The sequence below is a fragment of the Mesorhizobium maamorense genome (genome assembly GCF_044998965.1).
GTDB lineage: Bacteria > Pseudomonadota > Alphaproteobacteria > Rhizobiales > Rhizobiaceae > Mesorhizobium.
In genome coordinates this window covers 2,320,205-2,339,427 of record NZ_CP173356.1, presented here as the reverse complement: position 1 = coordinate 2,339,427, position 19,223 = coordinate 2,320,205, and the positions used below count along the sequence as shown (strand labels likewise).

Genomic DNA, 19,223 nt, shown 5'->3' with positions numbered 1-19,223 from the left:
TAAGCGATCTATTTCAATGGCTTGAGCGGAATTTCTTCGGCGCCGGTGCTACCGGGTCTCAGAAGGCGCTGACATAGAGGCCGCCGTCCACCGGTATGTTCTGGCCGGTCAGGTAGCCGGCATGGACCGAGCACAGGAAGGCACAGATCTGGCCGAACTCTTCCGGCGTGCCGAGCCGCTTGGCCGGCACGTCGGCACTGATGCGCGCCTTGCGGGCGGCTGCCGCGGCCGGGTCTTCAACGCTGCCGGCCTCGTGCGGACCGCGCAGTCGGTCGGTATCCAGCTTGCCGGGCAGCAGGCTGTTGATGGTCACGTTGCGGTCGACCACCGTGCGCGCCACGCCGGCAAGAAAGGAGGTCAGGCCGGCGCGCGCGCCGGACGACAGATCAAGGCCGGGGATGGGGACATAGACCGATAGCGAAGTGATGTTGACGATGCGGCCGAAACCGCGCACGGCCATGCCGTCGATCACCGCCTGCACCAGCTCGATCGGCGTCACCATGTTCTGGGTCACGCCTTCGAGCATCTTGGCACGATCGAGCTCGCGGAAATCGCGCAGCGGCGGGCCGCCATTGTTGTTGACCAGTATGTCGGGTTCGGGGCAAGCGGCGAGAAGCGCCTTCTGCACCTCGGGCTTCGATACATCGCCGACGACTTCCGTGACGGTCACGCCGTAACGCTCGCGCAGCTCCGCAGCGGTTTTGGCCACCAGTTCGGCGTTGCGCCCGTTGACGACGACGTCGCAACCAGCCTCGGCCAGCGCCATGGCGCAGCCTTTTCCGAGCCCCTTGCTCGAAGCGCAGACGATGGCCTTCTTTCCGCGGATGCCGAGATCCATGACGATTTCTCCTGTGATTCGCCGGCAGGCTAGCTCTTGGGCTGGACCAATCGCAACCGTCATACGGTTGTTGCATGAATCGGGGCATAGGCTCGCGAAAGCAATGGTGAATTCGCGATGTCCGGCCAAGAGCCCCGCACGTTCCGCAGCATGTTCATCTCCGACGTCCATCTCGGGTCGAAGGCGGCAAAGGCCGATTTCCTGATCGATTTCCTTAGACATCACGATGCCGACATCATTTATCTCGTCGGCGATATCGTCGATGGGTGGCGCCTGAGACGCAGCTGGCACTGGCCGCAGAGCCACAATGACGTCGTGCAGAAATTGCTGCGCAAGGCGCGCAAGGGCGCCACCATCACCTACATCGCCGGCAACCACGACGAATTCGCCCGCCAGTTCCAGGGCGTGCATTTCGGCGGCATCGTCGTAGCCGACCGCGCCATTCACGAAACCGCCGACGGCAGGCGGCTGCTCGTTATTCATGGCGACCAGTTCGACACGGTCGTGCACAATCAGCGCTGGCTCGCCTATCTCGGCGACCACGCCTACGACGCCGCCATGCAGGTCAACCGTGTGATCACCCGGCTGCGCCAGCTGCTCGGCCTGCCTTACTGGTCGTTTTCGTCCTGGGCCAAGGTCAAGGTCAAGAAGGCGGTGAACTTCATCGGCTCGTTCCAGATGGTACTCAGCGACGAGGCGCGGCGCTCCCATGTCGACGGCGTCATATGCGGCCATATCCATCATGCCGCGATCGAAAACTATGGCGATGTCCAGTACATCAACACCGGCGACTGGGTGGAAAGCTGCACGGCGGTGGTCGAACATTTCGACGGCCGGATGGAAATCCTGACCTGGGCGCATGTCTTGCCCGACGCGCCGGACGAACCCTTCATCCCGATGCTGATCGAGGACCGGGTGGTGCAGGCCGCCTGACTGCGGGTGCCAGGCACAGATTCCGGTGTTAATCGATTAGGCCAATCGGTTTCGTCCGGTTTTTCCTCATGTTAAGGGTCAATCCACACTGCTCGCCGTTCGTGGACGGCAGCGTTATTGGATCGATTCATGCCGCTGCCGCCGCTTTCACCCGAACAGCTCGTCAAGCCTCGCCATTTCGAACTGCGCATGAGCCTGATCTTCGCGACATTGTTCGTGTCGCAGGGCACGCATCTGCCTTACTTCCCGCTGTGGCTGCAGGCGAAAGGTTTTCACGCCGAGCAGATCGCCGTCATCTTGGCGGCTCCGATGTTCCTGCGCGTCGTGACGACGCCGCTGCTCACCGCGCTCGCGGACCGGGCGAGGGACCGCGCCGACGTCTATATCGCGCTCGTCGCGGCATCGATGATCATTTCCGCCGGCTATTTTCTGCCGGCCTCCTACGCCGTAGTGCTTGCGGTGTCGCTGGCGCTGACGATCGTATGGACACCGCATTCGCCGATGGCCGATTCGCTCGCGCTTTCGGGCGTGCGCCGCTTCGGCTCCAACTACACTAGCATGCGCAAGTGGGGTTCGATCTCGTATCTCTGCGCCAACGTGGCCGGTGGTTTCATCCTGACCGCGGCAGGGGCGCAAGCCGTCCCGGCGATCATTTTCGCGGCACTGGGTGCCGCGCTCTTTGCCGCGCTGCTTGCGCCGCGTCTTGGCCGGCCGCGCCTTGCCTCACCGCTTTCGGCCGCGGAGATCCAGCACTCGGCACCAAGTCTCTTCAATGCCTATTTCGTCTATTTCACCCTGGGTGTCGGCATCCTCACCGCCAGCCACGCCTTCCTTTACGGCTTCGTGTCGATCTACTGGAAGTCGATCGGCATCGGCGACACCGTCGTCGGGCTTCTGTGGGCGTGGGGCGTGGTGGCCGAAGTCTGCATGTTCGTGTTTTTCAACCGCATATTCGCCTCCGTGTCGGTCGTCAGGGTGATGGTGATTGCCGGCATCGGCGCGGTCGTGCGCTGGATCGCCTTTCCGCTGATCTGGCCGCTTGGCCTCGGCGTCGCCGGGTTTTTCGGCGTCCAGACCCTGCATTCGGTGTCGGTGGCCATGGTGCTGATCGGCCTGCAGAAAATGATCGGCGAAACGGTCTCGGAAGAGCGCACCGGTGCCGCACAGGGCATCGCCTATTTCTTCAACGGCTTCTTCATGGCCGCCGTGACGCTCGCCTCCGGCCCTCTCTACGACCGTTTCGGGGTCGACGGCTTCCTGGCCATGATCCCGATCGCGATCATCGGCCTGGTGCTGATCGGGCTCGCGGCGCGCTCAGCCCCAAAGCGCCGGATCGGGCGGTGAAACCAGCGATCCCTCATAGGCGAGGCCGGGCACACGATCCCGCGCAAGCAGCAGCGGTCCGTCGAGGTCGACGAAGTCGGCGTCCTGGGCGAGCAGCACCGCCGGCGCCATCGCCAGCGACGTGCCGACCATGCAGCCGACCATGACGCCGAAACCCAGTTCGCGGGCGCGGTCGCGCAGCACGAGCGCCGCCGTCAGCCCGCCCGACTTGTCGAGCTTGATGTTGACGGCATCGTAGAGACCGGTAAGCGCGGCCAGATCCCCCGCCTCATGCACGCTCTCGTCCGCGCAGATCGGCACCGGATGGGCGATATGGCGCAGGATGCCGTCATGGCCCGCCGGCAGCGGCTGTTCGATAAGCGCGATGCCTTGCTCGGCGGCAAAGGCGAGGTTCGCGGCGATGGTGTCGTCGTTCCAGCCCTCGTTGGCGTCGAGGATGATGCGGCTGTCGGGCGCGGCCTGCCGGACGGCGCGGATGCGCGCAATGTCGTTGTCGCCGCCGATCTTGACTTTGAGCAGCGGGCGCGCCGCGTTGGCACGGGCCTGCGCCGCCATCGCCTCGGGTTCGCCCAGCGACAGCGTGTAGGCCGTCTCGAGCTGATGCAAAGGAGCCGGCCAGACTACGTCCGCCACCGCCTTGCCGCTGATCTTGGCTTCCAGGTCCCACAAGGCGCAATCGATGGCGTTGCGCGCCGCGCCTGCCGGCATGGCGCCGAGCAGGGCTGTCCGGTCCATGCCAGCAGAGATTTGCCCGCGCATGGCCTCTATCGCGGCGCGAACCCCATCCATGGTCTCGCCATAGCGTTTGTACGGCACGCATTCGCCACGGCCCGTGTAATCGCCTTCGCTGATCGTGCAGGTGATCACTTCGGCTTCGGTCTTCGAACCACGCGAAATGGTGAAGGTGCCGGCGATCGGAAAACGCTCGGCCTCGACCGAAATGACACGCGCCATAATTTTCTGCTCCGGCTGTGCGAGAAGGGTCGTCGGCAAATCGACAAGGCCGGACCCGTCAGGCTAAACAGGACGCCATGTTGACCATCGGCAAGCGCGACGCAAGCGGCAAGACCGCCTCGGAGGCTGACCACGAACCGCGCGTGTCGATCGGTGAGGAAGCAGGCGTTCTCGGCTGCGCCTTCTCGGGAATCTGGACGACGCGCACCGTGGCCGCGATCGACGCAGAGATGCGCAAAATCGAGAAACGGAGCGGTTTCAAGACCTTGGCGCTCGATCTTTCGCATATCGAGAAGATCGACACCGCCGGCGCGTGGCTGATCGACCGCCTGGTCAGCGCTTTCGAGAAGAAAGGTGTCGAGGTCAGGCTGCAGGGCCAGAGCGACGTCGCCTCGATCCTGCTCGGCGCGGTCGGCGATGCGGTGCGGCGCGAGCCCGAATCGGGGCCGGTCGGGCCGCCCAACATCGTCATTCGCGCGCTGGAGGCGGTTGGCCGCCGCGTCTACGAAATGCGCGACGATTTTCTCGCCTCGATGAACATACTGGGCGCCACGATCCGTGGCGCGCAGATGAAGCTCGGCCGCGGCCATGCCGTCAATCCGGCGGCGATCTTCAACCAGATCGACCGCATGGGCGTCGGAGCCATTCCGGTGGTGGTGCTGATGTCGGCGATCGTCGGCGCCATCGTTGCCCAGCAGGGCGCCTACCAGCTCAGCTATTTCGGCGCCGACATCTTCGTCGTCGACCTCGTCGGCGTGCTGATCCTGCGCGAACTCGGCGTGCTGATGACGGCAATCATGATCGCCGGCCGCTCGGGCAGCGCCATCACCGCCGAAATTGGCTCGATGAAGATGCGCGAGGAAGTGGATGCGCTGAAGGTCATCGGGCTCAACCCCATCGGCGTGCTGGTCTTTCCGCGCCTGGTTGCGCTGGTGATCGCCCTGCCTTGCCTGACCATCATCGCCAATTTTGCCGCACTCGGTGGCGGTATTCTCGCGGCTTGGCTCTATTCCGACATCGCACCCGCCGCCTTCATCGACCGGCTGCGCGTCGCCATCGACCTCAGCACCATTTTCGCCGGCCTGATCAAGGCGCCGTTCATGGCCATGATCATCGGCACCATCGCCTCGGTCGAGGGCATGAAGGTCGGCGGTAGCGCCGAATCGCTTGGTCAGCACGTGACCGCCTCGGTGGTGAAATCGATCTTCGTCGTCATCATCCTCGACGGGCTTTTCGCCATGTTCTATGCAGCGATCGAGTTCTGAAATGGCGATGGGAAACGGCATCGAGACCAGGGCCAAGGAGGGCGCGGATGACAGCGAGGTCGTGCTTTCGGCGCATGACATCACCGTTTCCTTCGGCGACAACCTGATCCTCGACAAACTGTCGCTCGATATCTGGCGCGGCGAGATCCTCGGTTTCGTCGGCGCTTCGGGCGCCGGCAAATCAGTTCTGCTGCGCACCATCCTTGGTTTGACGCGCAAGCAGTCCGGCACGATCAAGCTGTTCGGCGTGGATATCGAAAAGGCCGACGATGCCGAACGGCTGCGCATCGACATGCGCCTTGGGGTGCTGTTCCAGCACGGCGCGCTGTTCTCGGCGCTGACGGTGCTGGAAAACGTCCAGGTGCCGATGCGCGAATATCTCGACCTGCCGCGCAAGCTGATGGACGAACTGGCGATGCTCAAGGTCGAACTGGTCGGGCTGCCGCCGGACGCGGCGCAGAAATTCCCGTCCGAGCTGTCGGGCGGCATGATCAAGCGCGCGGCACTCGCTCGCGCGCTGGCGCTCGATCCCGACATCGTCTTCCTCGACGAGCCGACCTCGGGCCTCGATCCGATCAGCGCGGCGGAATTCGACGAGTTGGTGGTCAAGCTGCGCGATACGATGGACCTGACCGTCTACATGGTGACCCACGATCTCGACACGCTTTTCACCGCCTGCGACCGCGTCGCCGTGCTCGGCAAGAAGAAAGTGCTGGTCGAAGGCACCATCGACGACATGCTGAAGAGTGAAGAACCGTGGGTAAAATCGTATTTCCGCGGAAAACGAGCCCGGCAACTTGATCTTGCCGCGCGCGCATAGCCATAAGTGAAGCAATGGAAACCAGAGCCAACTACGTTATTGTCGGCATCTTCACGCTGGTGGCGATCCTCGCGGCGTTCGGCTTCGTCTATTGGACGGCGGCGATCGGCGACAAAGGCGAGACCACATTGTTGCGCGTGCGCATCCCTGGCTCGGCTTCCGGACTTGGCCGCGGCAGCTTCGTGCTGTTCAACGGCGTCAAGGTCGGCGACGTCAGGCGCGTCTATATCGATGTCGACAATCCGACGGTCGCCATCGCCGACACCGAGATCGACCGCATGACGCCGATCACCAAATCGACGCAGGCCGATATCGGCCTGGCGGGCCTGACCGGACAAGCCAATATCGAACTCAAGGGCGCCGACCCCAAGGAAGTAAAACTTCTCGACCAGGCCGAGAAGGAAGGCAAGGTCGCCGAGATCGTGGCCAACCCGTCGGCGGTGACCAATCTTTTGCAGACGGCGCAGAACATCTTCACGCGCGCCGACACGGTACTGACGCAGCTGGAGGGGTTCACCAAGGATGTGCGCGGGCCGCTGACGCAGACCGTGCAGAATGTGCAGACGTTCTCCGACGCGCTGGCCAGGAATTCCGACGGCGTCGACAAGTTCCTGTCCGCGGTCAGCGCGCTGTCCGATGAGCTGAAGGGCGTCTCGGGCAAGCTCGACGGCACGCTGAAGGCGGCCGAAGGGCTGCTCAATGCCGTCGACAAGGACAAGATCAAGAGCATCGTCGCCAATGTCGATACGGTGACCGGCAACCTCAAGGAAACGTCCAAACAGCTCGATGGCGTGATCAGGAATGTCGATACGGCCGTGGGATCGGTCAATGATTTCGCCAAGCAGACGCAAGGTACGCTGGCCAAGGTCGACGGCGTGCTCGACGGCATCGATCCGGCGCAAGTGCGCACGGCTCTGGCCAACATCCAGAAGGCAAGCGAAAGCGCCGACAAGGCGGCCTCGGACATCGCCAAGGTGACCGGCAAATTCGCGAACAGGGCGGACGACATAGACGAGACGATCAAGGATGCGAGGCAGCTCGCGCAGCGGCTCAACGACGCCTCGGTGCGCGTCGACGGCATCCTGGCCAAAGTCGACAAGCTGCTCGGTTCGGGGCAGGCGGACGGCGTGATGGCGGACGCCAGGGACACGCTGAGGTCGTTCAAGCAGGTTGCCGATACGCTGAATTCGCGGCTTGGCGTCATCACCGACAATATAGCCCGGTTCTCCGGCCAGGGCCTTTCGAATGTCGAAGCGCTGGTTCAGGACAGCCGCCGTTCGATCAGCCGCATCGAGGAGGCGGTTACCGACCTCAGCCGCAATCCGCAGCGCATCCTGTCGGGCGGCGAGGGCGAGGTTCGGCAGTACGATGGCAGGGCGCGGCGTTGACTTCGGTCTCGGCTCGCCGCAGAAACAGTGTCTGCATCCGCGGGTTGTTGTTACAATCCAGGGATAGTGAGGCCGGGGACAGCAGGGATCGCGCGTGAAGTCGACGATTGTGTTCAGATCGGGCGTGGCCTTGCTTGCCTTGACCCTTGCCGGTTGTGCCGCGCTGCCGGGCGGCGGGCCTGCGCCGCTTGACACATTCGAACTGTCGGCGCCGTCGGTCGAGGCGCATGGCCACAGCCGCCGCCAGATCCTGATCGCCCAGCCGTCCGCGCTCAAGGCGCTGGACAGCCAGAACATCGTCATAAAACCGTCCCCACGCTCGATCCAGTACCTCAAGGGCGCGCAATGGGCGGACCGGCTGCCGCTGATCGTGCAGGCACGGCTGGCGGAGACGTTCCAGCGCTCTGGCAGCTTCGCCGGCGTGGGCAAGCCGGGCGAGGGGCTGGCGATCGATTACCAGGTCATCGTCGAGATCCGTTCGTTCGAAGTCCGTGTCGACGGCGGCGATCATGCCGAGGTCGACCTGTTCGTGCGCATCCTCAACGACCGCAATGGCGAGGTGCGTGCGTCCAAGAGCTTTACGGCGACCGCGCCCGTCTCGGGCAGCGGCAACCAAGGCTATGTCGGCGCGCTCGATGCTGCCTTCGGCGACGCGGCCAAACAGATCGTGCGCTGGACCGATTCGGCGATCTGAGCGGCGATCTCAGGTGGCGCCATCAGGCTACAAGTGGTCGAAGGCGTCCGGCCGCAGCTTTCCAGTCTTCATCAGGTGCTGCAGGGTGTAGGTTACGGACAGCGCGTCATCGAGCGCGTCGTGTCCCTGCAATGGCGGGTGTTCAACGCCATAATAGTCGGCAAGCTTGTTGCTCGGCGTCCTTGCCAGGTCCTCGATCGGCATCCCGGCCGAGATCAGCAGCTTTACGGCATTGTCAAAACGGGCGGCCGGGATGGAAGCGGGGATGCCTGCGATATAGCAGCTGATGGCTATCATGTTCAGTTCGTCCTTGCCCCAGGACCAAAATCGCGCCCCATTGGAGAAACGATCGACGTCAACAAGGGCTTCTCCTAGCGCGACCCCCTCGATCTCCAGCTTTTCTTCTGTGATGCCAGTCAGTTCGGTGAAGAAAGGGTCGAGCGCGTATCTCCTGCCAAACCGGTCGATCGATCTGACATAGGCCTTGTGCGTGCCCAGGACGGGAAAGTCGTCTTCGAGCCCAAGCCTGACCGCGCCGATCTGCGCGATGACCGGGTCGGGATCGTGGGCCGCGCACCAGAATCTGCGTTGCGAGCCCTCAAGGCAAAGAAACTCGCAGTCGAATATGATCGCCGTCTTCACAAGTCAGAGATCCAGTTCCGGATGCGACGTCCACCCTTCCAAGCCAAAAGGCGGGAGACAAGTCCCCCGCCTTTTTTCATTGGCTGTCTGCCGCTGCCTAGTGCAGGCGGCCGCTGGCGTGGGCCAGCATGGTGTAGACCTTGCCTGTATCCGAGGTCAGGTAGGTCTGCGCCATGATGTTGTCGCGGTCGTTGCGCGACACGTCCTTCAGCAGCTTCTCGAAATCATCGCAATAGCGGTCGACGGCGGCGCGGAACTCTGCCTCCGTCTGGTACTTGCGACGGATCTCGTCGAACGTCTGCTGCCCCTTCAGCGTATAGAGCCGCCGCGTGAACACGTCACGCTCGCCGCGCCGGTACCGGTTCCACAGTTCGATCGACGCATCGTGATCGATGGCCCGTGCGATGTCGACGGACAGCGAGTTCAGCGATTCCACGACGTGAAGCGGCGAACGCTGGGCAGGGGCGGCGCGCGGTGCTTCGGCGGGTGTTGCAGGCTTGGCTTCGTCCTCGCGTGACGCCCCGCTCAGGAGATCGCGCACCCAGCCGCCCTGTTGCGTGCGGGCGCCGGCGTCGGAACGCTGGCGCGGCGCCGTGTCGGCGGGGCGCTCCAGGTCAAGCGTGCCGCGTAGCGCCGTGCCGCCCGACGGCGCCTGCGGCGCGCGAAGTTCCGGCTGTGGCGCGGGAGCGCGGCGCGGCGGCTCTGCCGCGCGGGGCGCTGCCGGGGCTTGCGGCGCCGGGCGCAAATTGCGAGATTCCGAGGGCTCTCCACCACTGCGGCCGGACTTCGCAACGATGTCCGAAAGCTCCTTCAGGGCGTTGATCTGCTCGGAAACCGCGCGGCGGATGGCCGATGTCGATTCCTTGGCCTCTTCCGGCATCTCGATGACGCCTTTCTTGAGCTCGGCGCGGGTGAGGTCGAGCTCGCTCTTGATGGCGCCGGCGGTGCGGCGCATCTCCTCGGTCGCGTCGGAGAAGCGCTTGGTTGCCGAATCGACGACGTCGGTGATGGCGTTGCGGATCTTGTCGGCCGATTCCAGCGTCCTGCCTTCCGCATTTTGCAGCGTCTGGCCGACCAGATTCTCGAACGAGCGCATGACCCTTTCGAGATCCTCCGACTTCTTGACCAGGCCGACAGCGAGATCCTCGAGCGAAGACTGCCTTTCTAGCGTGTGTTCGAGGTTGCTCTGGGCCGAGCTCAGGAGGTCCGAAGCACCGGCGAGCAGGCGGCTGTGTTCATCGAACTTGGTGGCGATCGACGCGACCTCGCGCAAGGTCGACGACGACAGTTCCGTCAGCCTTGTCGTGTTCGAATCGACCAGCCTTGCCGAGCTGGCGAAGGTCTGCGCCGCTTTCTCGGTGGTTGCCGCGAAGCTTTGCGTGCTGCCGGTCAGGCGTTCGTCGACCTGGCCGAGATTGGCCGCGGCCTGTTCGATCAGCTGACCGAGCTGCGCGCTCGACGTGGTCATTCGGCCGATCAGGTCGGCGACACTGTCGGATAGCGACGAGCGGGCACCTTCGACCGCCGAAAGGGTCTCGGCGGTGCGGCTGGCGAGCGCGTTGACGAGGGCTGCGTTTTCGCTGCGCAGCTTCTCGGCGGCACGTTCGGTGACCTCTTCCATGCTCTTTTGCAGTTCCGAGCCGCCCTGGGCGAAACGCTCGACCAGCGGCCGCGCGGTCTCGTCGAGGATCTTCGACATCTCCGCCGACCGTGCCGCGAGCATGGTGTTGAGCTCGCGGGTGTTGGCGCCGATCGTCTTGGCTGCGTCGTTGGTGCTCTGGCCGATATGCTGGCCGACCGCGGTGAAGGTCTCCGCGATCACGTTGGCACGCGACACGAGTTGCGCCTCGGCGCTCGACACCTGCTCGCTGAGCTTCTGGCCCATCGTCTCGGCGGTATGGGCTAGCCGGTTCTCGACGCTGGCGATCTGCTCTTCGACGCGGGCGGCAGCCGTTGCCGCGGTCGATGCGAGCCGCTCGTCGGCGCCGGCGAGCGCCTGCTCGATTTCACGGGCATGCGCGGCCAGTTCCTGGCCGGTCTGGCGCGCACGGTCGGCGACCCTCTGCTCCGTGCTGGTGAAGGCGCCAACGATGCTCTGCGCATGTTCGCCGATGGTCGAGGTGCTGGCGGCGATGCGGGAAACCAGTCGGTTGTCCGCATCATCGAAGATGCGGGCGATTTCGGAGGCGCGGCCTGACAGCGCTTCCGAACCTTCGGCGATGCGCGAGACCAGGTGCTGGTCGGCGGCGTCGAAGATGCGGCCGAGATCCGCTGCACGCGCGGCAAGAGCTTCGGCCGATTCGCCGATGCGCATGCCGAGCCGCTGATCGGCGCCTTCGAAATTGCGCAGGATATCGCCGGCGCGGGCGGCCAGCGACTGTGCCGTTTCGACGGCCCGGGCAACCAGCTTCTGGTCGGCCGCGTCGAAGGTGCCGGCAATCTCGCTCACCCGAGCCGCCAACTGGTCGGCGGTCTCCTGGGCGCGGGCGGCCAGCTTCTGGTCGGCCGCGTCGAACGTGCCGGCGATTTCGCTTGCACGGGCGGCAAGCTGATCGGCGGTTTCATGGGCTCGCGCCAGCAAGGAACTGGACGCATCGTCCGCGCGGGCAAGCAAGGCGCTCGACGTGTCTTCCGCACGGGCGTGGAGACGGCGATCCGCCTCCTCGAAGGTGCGGGCGATGTCTTCGGCCCGAGCCAGCAGGGCGGCCGAGGTCTGCTCGGCGCGCTCGGCGATCTTGCGATCCGCATCGGAGAAGGCCTGGCCCGCCTGCTCATGCAGGACGCTGGTGACTTCCAGGACCTTCTCGCGCAAGGCGCCGGCCACGAAGACGGCGCTCTTCTCGAGCACGTTGCGCACATTGTCGACGCCTGTCGACAGCGCACGCTCCATGGTGCCCGCACGCTCCTCGATGATGCCGGTCTGGCGACTGAACGCCTGCTCGATCTTGTCCACGTCGGCGGCGATCGCAGCGGAGATGTCGGTGCTCCTGGCCGCGATCTGGTCGATGTGACCCGACAGTGAACGATCGATATCCTTGCGGGTCTCGGCGAGCCTGCCGAGATCGTCTTCCAGCGCGCGGCTCAGCACGTCGCGGCCTTCGGCCAGCTTGCCGACATGTCCGGCGATGATGCCGTCGAGATCGCCACGGCTCTCCGACAGCCTCTGCAAATCGGCCTCCAGCGCGCGCTTGAGGATGTCGCGGCCTTCGGCCAGCTTCTCGACCTGGCCGGCGACAAGGCCGTCGATGCTCGAGCGGCTTTCGGCCAGCTTGGCGAGATCGTCCTCGAGTGCCTTCGACAGCACCGAACGCTCCTGGACAAGCCGCTCGGAGTGGCTATTGACCAGTCCGTTGACGTTTTCCAGATCGTCTTCGAGTGCCTTCGACAGCGCCGAACGATCCTGGACAAGCCTTTCGGAGTGGCTGTTGACGAGAGTGTTGACGTTTTCGAGGTCGGCTTCGAGCGCCCGGGCGAATTGTCCCCGATCTTCGACCAGTTTCTGGGACTGGTCGGCGACGGTGTTCTTGATCGTATTGAGATCGGCTTCCAGCGCACGGCGCAGGATGTCGCGGCCTTCGGCCAGCTTCTCGACCTGGCCGGCCACCAGCCCGTCGATGCTCGAGCGGCTCTCGGCCAGCTTGGCGAGGTCCTCCTCAAGCGCTTTCGACAAGGTCGAACGGTCCTGGACCAGCTTGTTCATGTGGTCGGCAATGACGCTGTTCACGTTCTGCAAGTCCGCCTCGAGAACCCGCGACAGCTGCCCGCGGTCCTCGGCCAGCCTCTCGGACTGGCTCGATATGACGCCCTTGATCGCGTTGAGGTCGGATTCCAGCGCCCGCCTGAGAATATCGCGGCCTTCGGCCAGTTTCTCGACCTGACCGGCGACCAGGCCGTCGATGCTCGAGCGGCTCTCGGCGAGCTTGGCAAGGTCGGCTTCAAGGGTCTGCGACAGCAGGCTGCGATCCTCGGCCAGGCGGCCCGAATGGTCCTCGATCAGCCCGCGTATGCTGGACAGATCGTCCTCCAGCGAACGGCCGAGCTGCGAGCGGTCTTCCGCCAGTTTCGCCGAATGCGCCTCGATGAGGTCCTTGATGCCGGCGATGTCGTTCTCCAGCGCCCTGGCGAGTACCGCGCGGCCCTCGGCGATCTTCTCGACCTGACCGGCGACAAGGCCATCAATATCGGCGCGCGTGTCCACGAGCTTGCCGAGGTCGGTTTCGAGCGCGCGCGAGAGAATGTTGCGGCCCTCTGCCAGCTTGCCAACATGTCCAGCAACCATTTCGTCAATGATTGTACGGGCTTGCACCAGCTTTCCGGAGTCTTCGTTGAGAGCCTGGGAGAGCCGGTTGCGGCCTTCTTCCAGCCTTTCGAGGTGGCTGCCGAGCGAAGCGTCGATGGCAGCGCGCGATTCGTTGACCTTGCGCAGATCTTCTTCGAGAGCGCGCGCGATCAGGCTGCGGCCTTCGGCCAGCTTCTGCACCTGGTCGGTTACCGCAGCATCGATGCCGGCACGGCTCTCGGCGAACTTGGCCAGATCGGCCTGCATCGCGGCCGCCATGCGCTCGCGGCTCTCGGAAAGGCTGCGGCTGTGATTTTCGACCGCTTCCTCTATGCCCACGCGGGCATCGGCAAGCCGCTGGATATCGGCATCGAACGAGCGCGAGACGACGTGGCGCGCCGCTTCCATGCGTCCGGCGAAATCGCTGGCGCGCGCTTCGAGCATGGACGAGGTCGACGTGACGATATCGGCCATGTCGGCGCCGATCTGGGTCTTGCCTTGGTCGATCATCGCCGTCAGCGTGTCCTTGCTCTCGGCGAAGGTGTGGGCGATTTCGCGCGCGCGTTCGACCAGCGTTTCGTTGATCTGCCGGGCACGGGCTTCGAGTGCTGCGTTGAGCTTCTGCGTGCCGGTGTCGAGAGCCTCGGCGCGGGTCTGGAACTCGCTGATCAGCGCCTGGCCGCGCTCGGCGAGCGTGCGCTCGATGCCGTTGAGGCTGGCCTCGAATTCCGAATTGAGTGTGCGCGCGGCGCCGCCAAGCAGCGACACCATGCCGTTGGTGCGATCGTCGAGCAGGTCGGTCAACGACCGGGTCAGGCCGTCTGTCGTGTCCGTCAGCTTGGCGATGCGCGTGTCGAGCAGGCTGGCGAAGGCCTCGCCGGAAGTCGAAAGCTTGTCGGTTATGGTGTCGAGCCGGCCTTCCACCGAATCGAAGATCGACAGCGAGCTTTCGTTGATGCGGTCGATAAGCGTGTCGCCGGAATTGGTAATGGTCATCGACAGTTTGGTCGATGCATTGAGAATGCTGTCGCGGATGAGGTCGCTGGCAGCGCCGATTTCGTCCTTGAGCGTGTCGTGCGCGCCGGCGATCGAGGCGCGAACCCGCTCCGCATGGCTGACGACCGCCTCGCGCTCGCTGCCGAGGCCGTCGACGAGCGAGCGGATGCGGGTTTCGTTTTCCGAATAGGAGCGCTCGATCTGGTTGACCTCGCTGTGGACCAGCGTTTCCAGCTCGACGGCGCGGGCCAGCGTGCGTTCGATGCCTTCGCCCATGGCGGCGACCTCGCGGCGGACGGCCTGGCCGATCATCATGACGCGATCCTGGGCCATGTTTTCCGGCTCGGTGAGGCGGAAGGCCACTTCCGTCATCGACTGGGCGGCGATGCGCATGTCCTGCGCGCGGCGAATCATGGCGGCGAAGGCCCAGAACAGGATGACCGGCACGATGGCCGCGACAGCAAGGCCGATCAGCTCGGGACGGGCAAAGAACTGGTCGAGCGTGCGGATCCTCCAGATGCTCGGCCCGAAGAGAAGGTTGGCCAATCCGCCCGCGCCGGCGATCCAGGCCAGCGAAACGAAGGCGATAACCCAGTAGATCGTGTTCGAGGCGCGCCGGTTGAGGCTGTGCAGAAGCGTCTTGTAGTCCTTCTGGCGATCGTCATTGGCCGGCGACAAGCCGGCGGGCTGACCGCCATTGCGTGTTTCGACGGGGCGCAGTTCGGCGGGTCTGGTCTTTGGTGCGGGGTTCGCGGCCTGGGCTTGGTTGGCGACGGGTGCCTGCGTCTGATTGCGTCCCTCGCGCGCCAACTCGTCGGCGGCCTGGGATATCTGCGCTTCCAGATCTTCCATCGAGGCCGCGATATCGAGGTCCCCGCTGCCGGTGTCGCCGCTGAGGTCGAGATCGAGTGCCTTCTCGAGTTCCCTGGCCACATCGTTGTCCAGAGATCTGGTCGTCGTTGTTTTCTTCGCCATGCCTTCGCTACCCTGTACTAGCTGCCGCGGGCTTATGATTCTGGTTGTCGCACCCACGTGCAGGAGGCTGAAAATGGACCCCTCGTATCGTAATGACACAGGGGGGTAAAGAAAACATGCATTCCGCGGGATACGTAAAACTTTAAATATAAGGTTAACGGAAGCGTGATTCCGGCGCCGCTTTCGCAACATTTTTCCCGGCCATTCATTAACCCGTTGTCCATTGGATTCGCCTAGTTTTTCATGCGGCCGAAGAAGCGGAGTTCGAGTTCATGCGTGGCGAAAGCGGCATTGCCTTCTCAATGCCTGGGGGCGATGTATCGGGAACGAGGCGGTCCCGACCGGTCGATTTGGCACACCTTGCGCGGCAGACGATGGGCGACCGCGGCCTCGAACAGGAGGTGCTGGCGCTCTTTGTACAACAGGCGCTGTCGGTGCGCGACAGGATAGTCGATGCGGACATCAAGGACCGGCTGCTCCTGGCGCACGGCCTGAAGGGTTCGGCGCGTGGTGTCGGGGCCTTTGCCATTGCCGATTGCGCCACCGAGATAGAACGGCAGCCGGAAGACAGCCAGACGCTCACGCGGCTCGGCAAACTGATCGACGAAGTGCGCGATTTCATCGCCGCCATCAACCGCTAGGCCGGTTTGCGGAAAAACGTCACCGAGCGGCGCTTTCTCGCCGCAGTTGACTTGTGTGCCCGAGTGATTATCTCGGCGGAAACTCCCTCAGGTGACAAATGACCAAACTGACCTTCATTGCCCATGACGGCACACATTTCGACGTGGATGCCGAGAACGGCTCGACGGTCATGGAAAACGCCATCCGCAATGCTGTGCCGGGTATCGAAGCGGAGTGCGGCGGCGCCTGCGCCTGTGCAACCTGCCACGTCTATGTCGACGAGGCCTGGACGGCGGAAGTGGGCGAGCCGGAGGCAATGGAAGAGGACATGCTGGACTTCGCCTACGACGTCCAGCCGAATTCACGGCTATCGTGCCAGATCAAGGTGCGCGACGCGCTCGACGGACTGGTGGTTCGGGTGCCCGAGCGCCAAGGCTAAAAGCCGATTTTGCCCGAGGCAATGAATCCGGGCAGGGGGTTTCCTTAGGCCGGCTGTTGATAGCGCCTTAATGGAAATCCGCCTGTGCGGCGGGCCTCTGGCGCAACTCAGCACCATAGCTAAATATCTACCATAGTTGCGGGCATCCAGTCAAGAAAAAATTCCTATCGTGAGAAGCTGCCTGCCATGAAAAGGTGGCGGGGCAGCCGGACTGGCGGTCGTCCAGCCTTTCTTAATTCAGTTCGCAGCTCTGATTTTTGCCGCCACCGCTTGGCAGCAAGCCGGTGGTCATGCAGTCTCATGCCAATCCAGCAGCGAGGCGCGCATCATGACCGGCATCACCAGGACAGACGTACTCATTGTCGGGGCAGGGCCGGTCGGGCTGTTCGCCGTGTTTGAGCTCGGCCTGTTCGACATGAAGTGCCACCTGATCGACATTCTCGACCGGCCCGGCGGCCAATGCGCGGAACTCTATCCGGAGAAGCCGATCTATGACATTCCCGGCTGGCCTTCGATCTCGGCGCAAGGCCTGGTCGACAAGCTGCTCGAGCAGATCGCGCCGTTCAAGCCCGATTTCACCTACAATCGCATGGTCTCCAGCCTGGAGAGGCTGGAGGACGGCGGCTTTCGCGTCACCACGGACGAGAATGAGGTGTTCGAGGCCAAGGTGGTGGTGATCGCCGCCGGCGGCGGCTCCTTCCAGCCAAAACGCCCGCCCATCCCGGGCATCGAACCCTATGAGGGCAAGAGCGTCTTCTATTCGGTGCGCCGGATGGAAGATTTTCGCGGCCACGACCTCGTTATCGTTGGCGGCGGCGATTCAGCGCTGGACTGGACGCTCAATTTGCAGCCGGTGGCAAAAAGCGTGACGCTGGTCCACCGGCGCCCGGAGTTCCGCGCCGCGCCCGACAGCGTCAACAAGATGTACGCCATGCAGGAGATGAAGCAGTTGGACTTCCAGGTCGGGCAAGTGACCGGCTTGACCGGCGCCGAGGGCCAACTGACATCCGCCCTGATCAAGGGGCAGGACGGCGACATCGAAGTCCCTTGCACGCGGATGCTGCCCTTCTTCGGCCTGACCATGAAGCTCGGACCGATCGCACAATGGGGGATCAATCTTCACGAGAACCTGATTCCGGTCGACACCGAGAAGTTCCAGACATCGGTTCCGGGCATCTTCGCGGTCGGCGATATCAACTGGTATCCCGGCAAGCTGAAGCTCATCCTGTCGGGCTTTCACGAGGTCGCGCTGATGGCACAGGCGGCGAAGCGCATCGTCAGCCCGGGCGAACGCATCGTCTTCCAATACACGACCTCGTCGACCAGCCTGCAGAAGAAGCTCGGCGTGGTGGAGGCCTCTTGAGGCGTGCCGCTTCAGTCCGCCAGCACGGGGGCTTCGGGACGGCCCCGCAACGGTTTCTCCGGCATCAGGCTGAGCGTTAGCAGCGCCATGATCAACATCACCACGGCGGCGACGAAGATCAGCCCGAAGGCGGCAGCTTCGGCGCCGGCGCCGGTCGCCTGCGCGCCTTCGCCCGCCAGCGGCAGCCCGTTGCCCAGGGCGACCGCACCGAGGATAGCAACGCCGAGCGCACTGCCCAGCGAGCGCAGGAACGTCAGAACGCCGGTGGCGACGCCAAGGTGCCTGGGGTCGACTGCGTTCTGGACAGACACCGTGGCCACCGGAAAGGTGGTTCCGCTGCCGAGCCCGACGCATGTCGTCAGGATCTCGACAACCAGCAGCGAGGCGTGCCCCGCCACCAGGCTTAGGGCGCCGAGGCATAGAACGGCGAAGGCCAATCCGAAGATGGCGATCCGCTTGTAATGGACGAAACGCGGAATGGTGCGCCCGCTGAATGTCGCGCCGGCCACCGTGCCAAGCATCAGCCCCAGGAGGGCGGTGCCGGATTCGCTCGCCGACAGGCCGATGACCGACTGGAGATAGACCGGCAGGTAGACAGACAGGCCGATATTGGCCGCCTGCAGAAGGAACATGGAGAGCGTGCCGGCAAGGACGATCGGGTTGCTCAGCACCTCGAGCGAAATCAGCGGCTCGGTTGCGCGCAGCAGCCGCAGCGCAAAGGCGCCCCACAGGACCAGGGAACTGGCGACCAGCCCGAGGATCTCCGTCGACAGCCAGGGATATTCGCTGCCACCCCAGTTCAGCGCCAGAAGCAGCAGGGCCGTGGCGGCGACGAGAAGCAGCGCGCCGAGCCCGTCTATGCGGTGCCGTCTTGCCGCGACCGGCAGCTTGCGCAGCGGCTTGTTTATGATGGCCATGGCCAGGATGCCGAGCGGGATGTTGATCCAGAAGATCAGCGACCAATGGAGATGTTCGGCGAACGTGCCGCCGAGCAACGGCCCGGCGATGCTGGCGACTGCCCAGGTGCCCGAGATCCAGGCCGCATAGCGTGCCCGCTCGCGTGGCGGCACGAGGTCGCCGATGACGGTCTGCGCCAGGGCGAAAAGCCCGCCGCCGCCGGCGCCCTGGATCGCGCGGCCGATCACCAGCACGAACATGTTGGGCGCCATCGCACTGACCAGCGAGCCGGCGAGGAAGATGAGGATCGCGCCATAGACGGTCGGCCGGCGGCCGTAGACGTCGGAGATCTTTCCGTAGAGCGGCGCCATGGCGGTTGCGGTCAGGAGATATCCGGTCACGATCCAGGGCAGGTACTCGGCGTGGCCGAGCGCTCGCGCGATGGTCGGCATGGCCGGCGCCACAATGGTCTGGTCAAGTGCTGCCAGCAGCATCGACAGGAGAACGCCGCCGATGATGGCGTTCTTTTCGCTTTCCGTCAGCGGCGCGCTCGCGGCCGCCACGGCCTGCTTGTCGACAGCCTGGTCCATAATCTTTCGTCCATATGCTTGCGCGCGCCGTCCGGTGCGTCGGCTGGGCTAGCCGGGTTGCATCCGCGGCGCGATCGGTCGTGATGCTCGTGTTTGAAGGTCGTGCCCTTGCCAACCCCTGATATGTCGTCCCGTATAGGCCGATTTCGACCGTTGCCCGAAAATTTTTCGAAGCTGGCACTACG

The 19,223-nt window shown here is 64.2% G+C and carries 14 protein-coding genes; 9 read left to right on the top strand and 5 right to left on the bottom strand.

The window, feature by feature from the left end:
• Nucleotides 1-58: 58 nt before the first annotated feature.
• Nucleotides 59-838 carry an SDR family oxidoreductase gene (locus tag ACIU1A_RS12090; protein ID WP_140560907.1) on the bottom strand — a complete coding sequence of 260 codons (780 nt, stop codon included), beginning with the start codon at nucleotides 836-838 and terminating at the stop codon, nucleotides 59-61.
• A gap of 150 nt (nucleotides 839-988) precedes the next feature.
• Between ACIU1A_RS12090 and ACIU1A_RS12085 the strand changes: the two genes are divergently transcribed.
• Complete coding sequence (locus ACIU1A_RS12085; RefSeq protein ID WP_181168637.1) at nucleotides 989-1,771, top strand: UDP-2,3-diacylglucosamine diphosphatase; 783 nt, start codon at nucleotides 989-991, stop codon at nucleotides 1,769-1,771.
• A 129-nt stretch (nucleotides 1,772-1,900) separates the two neighbouring features.
• Nucleotides 1,901-3,115, top strand: a complete 1,215-nt coding sequence (locus tag ACIU1A_RS12080) for an MFS transporter (protein ID WP_404927377.1) — start codon at nucleotides 1,901-1,903, stop codon at nucleotides 3,113-3,115.
• On the opposite strand, the gene dgcA is transcribed toward ACIU1A_RS12080, so the two are convergent.
• The gene (gene dgcA, locus ACIU1A_RS12075; protein ID WP_404927376.1) at nucleotides 3,086-4,069 is read right to left on the bottom strand and encodes an N-acetyl-D-Glu racemase DgcA; all 984 of its coding nucleotides are present in this window, start codon (nucleotides 4,067-4,069) and stop codon (nucleotides 3,086-3,088) included. The genes ACIU1A_RS12080 and dgcA overlap by 30 nt on opposite strands.
• Before the next feature lie 77 nt (nucleotides 4,070-4,146).
• Between dgcA and ACIU1A_RS12070 the strand changes: the two genes are divergently transcribed.
• The 4 genes from ACIU1A_RS12070 (at nucleotide 4,147) to ACIU1A_RS12055 (ending at nucleotide 8,236) form a co-directional block, all read left to right on the top strand.
• On the top strand, nucleotides 4,147-5,334 hold the full coding sequence (locus ACIU1A_RS12070) for an MlaE family lipid ABC transporter permease subunit (RefSeq protein WP_404927375.1): 1,188 nt from the start codon (nucleotides 4,147-4,149) through the stop codon (nucleotides 5,332-5,334).
• Nucleotide 5,335: 1 nt separating this feature from the next.
• Nucleotides 5,336-6,154, top strand: coding sequence for an ABC transporter ATP-binding protein (locus tag ACIU1A_RS12065; RefSeq protein WP_140498922.1), 819 nt, complete (start codon nucleotides 5,336-5,338; stop codon nucleotides 6,152-6,154).
• A 14-nt stretch (nucleotides 6,155-6,168) separates the two neighbouring features.
• Nucleotides 6,169-7,542, top strand: a complete 1,374-nt coding sequence (locus ACIU1A_RS12060) for an MlaD family protein (RefSeq protein ID WP_140498920.1) — start codon at nucleotides 6,169-6,171, stop codon at nucleotides 7,540-7,542.
• 94 nt (nucleotides 7,543-7,636) lie between these two features.
• Nucleotides 7,637-8,236 (top strand): ABC-type transport auxiliary lipoprotein family protein, encoded by a 600-nt coding sequence (locus ACIU1A_RS12055; protein WP_224518948.1) that lies wholly within the window; start codon nucleotides 7,637-7,639, stop codon nucleotides 8,234-8,236.
• A 27-nt stretch (nucleotides 8,237-8,263) separates the two neighbouring features.
• Here ACIU1A_RS12055 and ACIU1A_RS12050 read toward each other — a convergent pair whose 3' ends face one another.
• A complete protein-coding gene (locus tag ACIU1A_RS12050; protein WP_404927374.1) occupies nucleotides 8,264-8,878 on the bottom strand; it encodes a 3'-5' exonuclease in 615 nt (204 codons plus the stop codon).
• 97 nt (nucleotides 8,879-8,975) lie between these two features.
• Nucleotides 8,976-15,128, bottom strand: a complete 6,153-nt coding sequence (locus ACIU1A_RS12045; protein WP_404927373.1) for a kinesin — start codon at nucleotides 15,126-15,128, stop codon at nucleotides 8,976-8,978.
• Between the two features lie 272 nt (nucleotides 15,129-15,400).
• Between ACIU1A_RS12045 and ACIU1A_RS12040 the strand changes: the two genes are divergently transcribed.
• The 3 genes from ACIU1A_RS12040 (at nucleotide 15,401) to ACIU1A_RS12030 (ending at nucleotide 17,551) form a co-directional block, all read left to right on the top strand.
• Entirely contained in the window at nucleotides 15,401-15,769 is a 369-nt protein-coding gene (locus ACIU1A_RS12040; protein ID WP_140525377.1) for an Hpt domain-containing protein, read from the top strand.
• 98 nt (nucleotides 15,770-15,867) lie between these two features.
• Complete coding sequence (locus ACIU1A_RS12035) at nucleotides 15,868-16,188, top strand: 2Fe-2S iron-sulfur cluster-binding protein (protein WP_137931040.1); 321 nt, start codon at nucleotides 15,868-15,870, stop codon at nucleotides 16,186-16,188.
• Nucleotides 16,189-16,516: 328 nt separating this feature from the next.
• The gene (locus ACIU1A_RS12030) at nucleotides 16,517-17,551 is read left to right on the top strand and encodes an NAD(P)/FAD-dependent oxidoreductase (protein WP_140625072.1); all 1,035 of its coding nucleotides are present in this window, start codon (nucleotides 16,517-16,519) and stop codon (nucleotides 17,549-17,551) included.
• An 11-nt stretch (nucleotides 17,552-17,562) separates the two neighbouring features.
• Here ACIU1A_RS12030 and ACIU1A_RS12025 read toward each other — a convergent pair whose 3' ends face one another.
• On the bottom strand, nucleotides 17,563-19,038 hold the full coding sequence (locus ACIU1A_RS12025) for an MDR family MFS transporter (RefSeq protein ID WP_404927372.1): 1,476 nt from the start codon (nucleotides 19,036-19,038) through the stop codon (nucleotides 17,563-17,565).
• Between the last annotated feature and the right edge of the window lie 185 nt (nucleotides 19,039-19,223).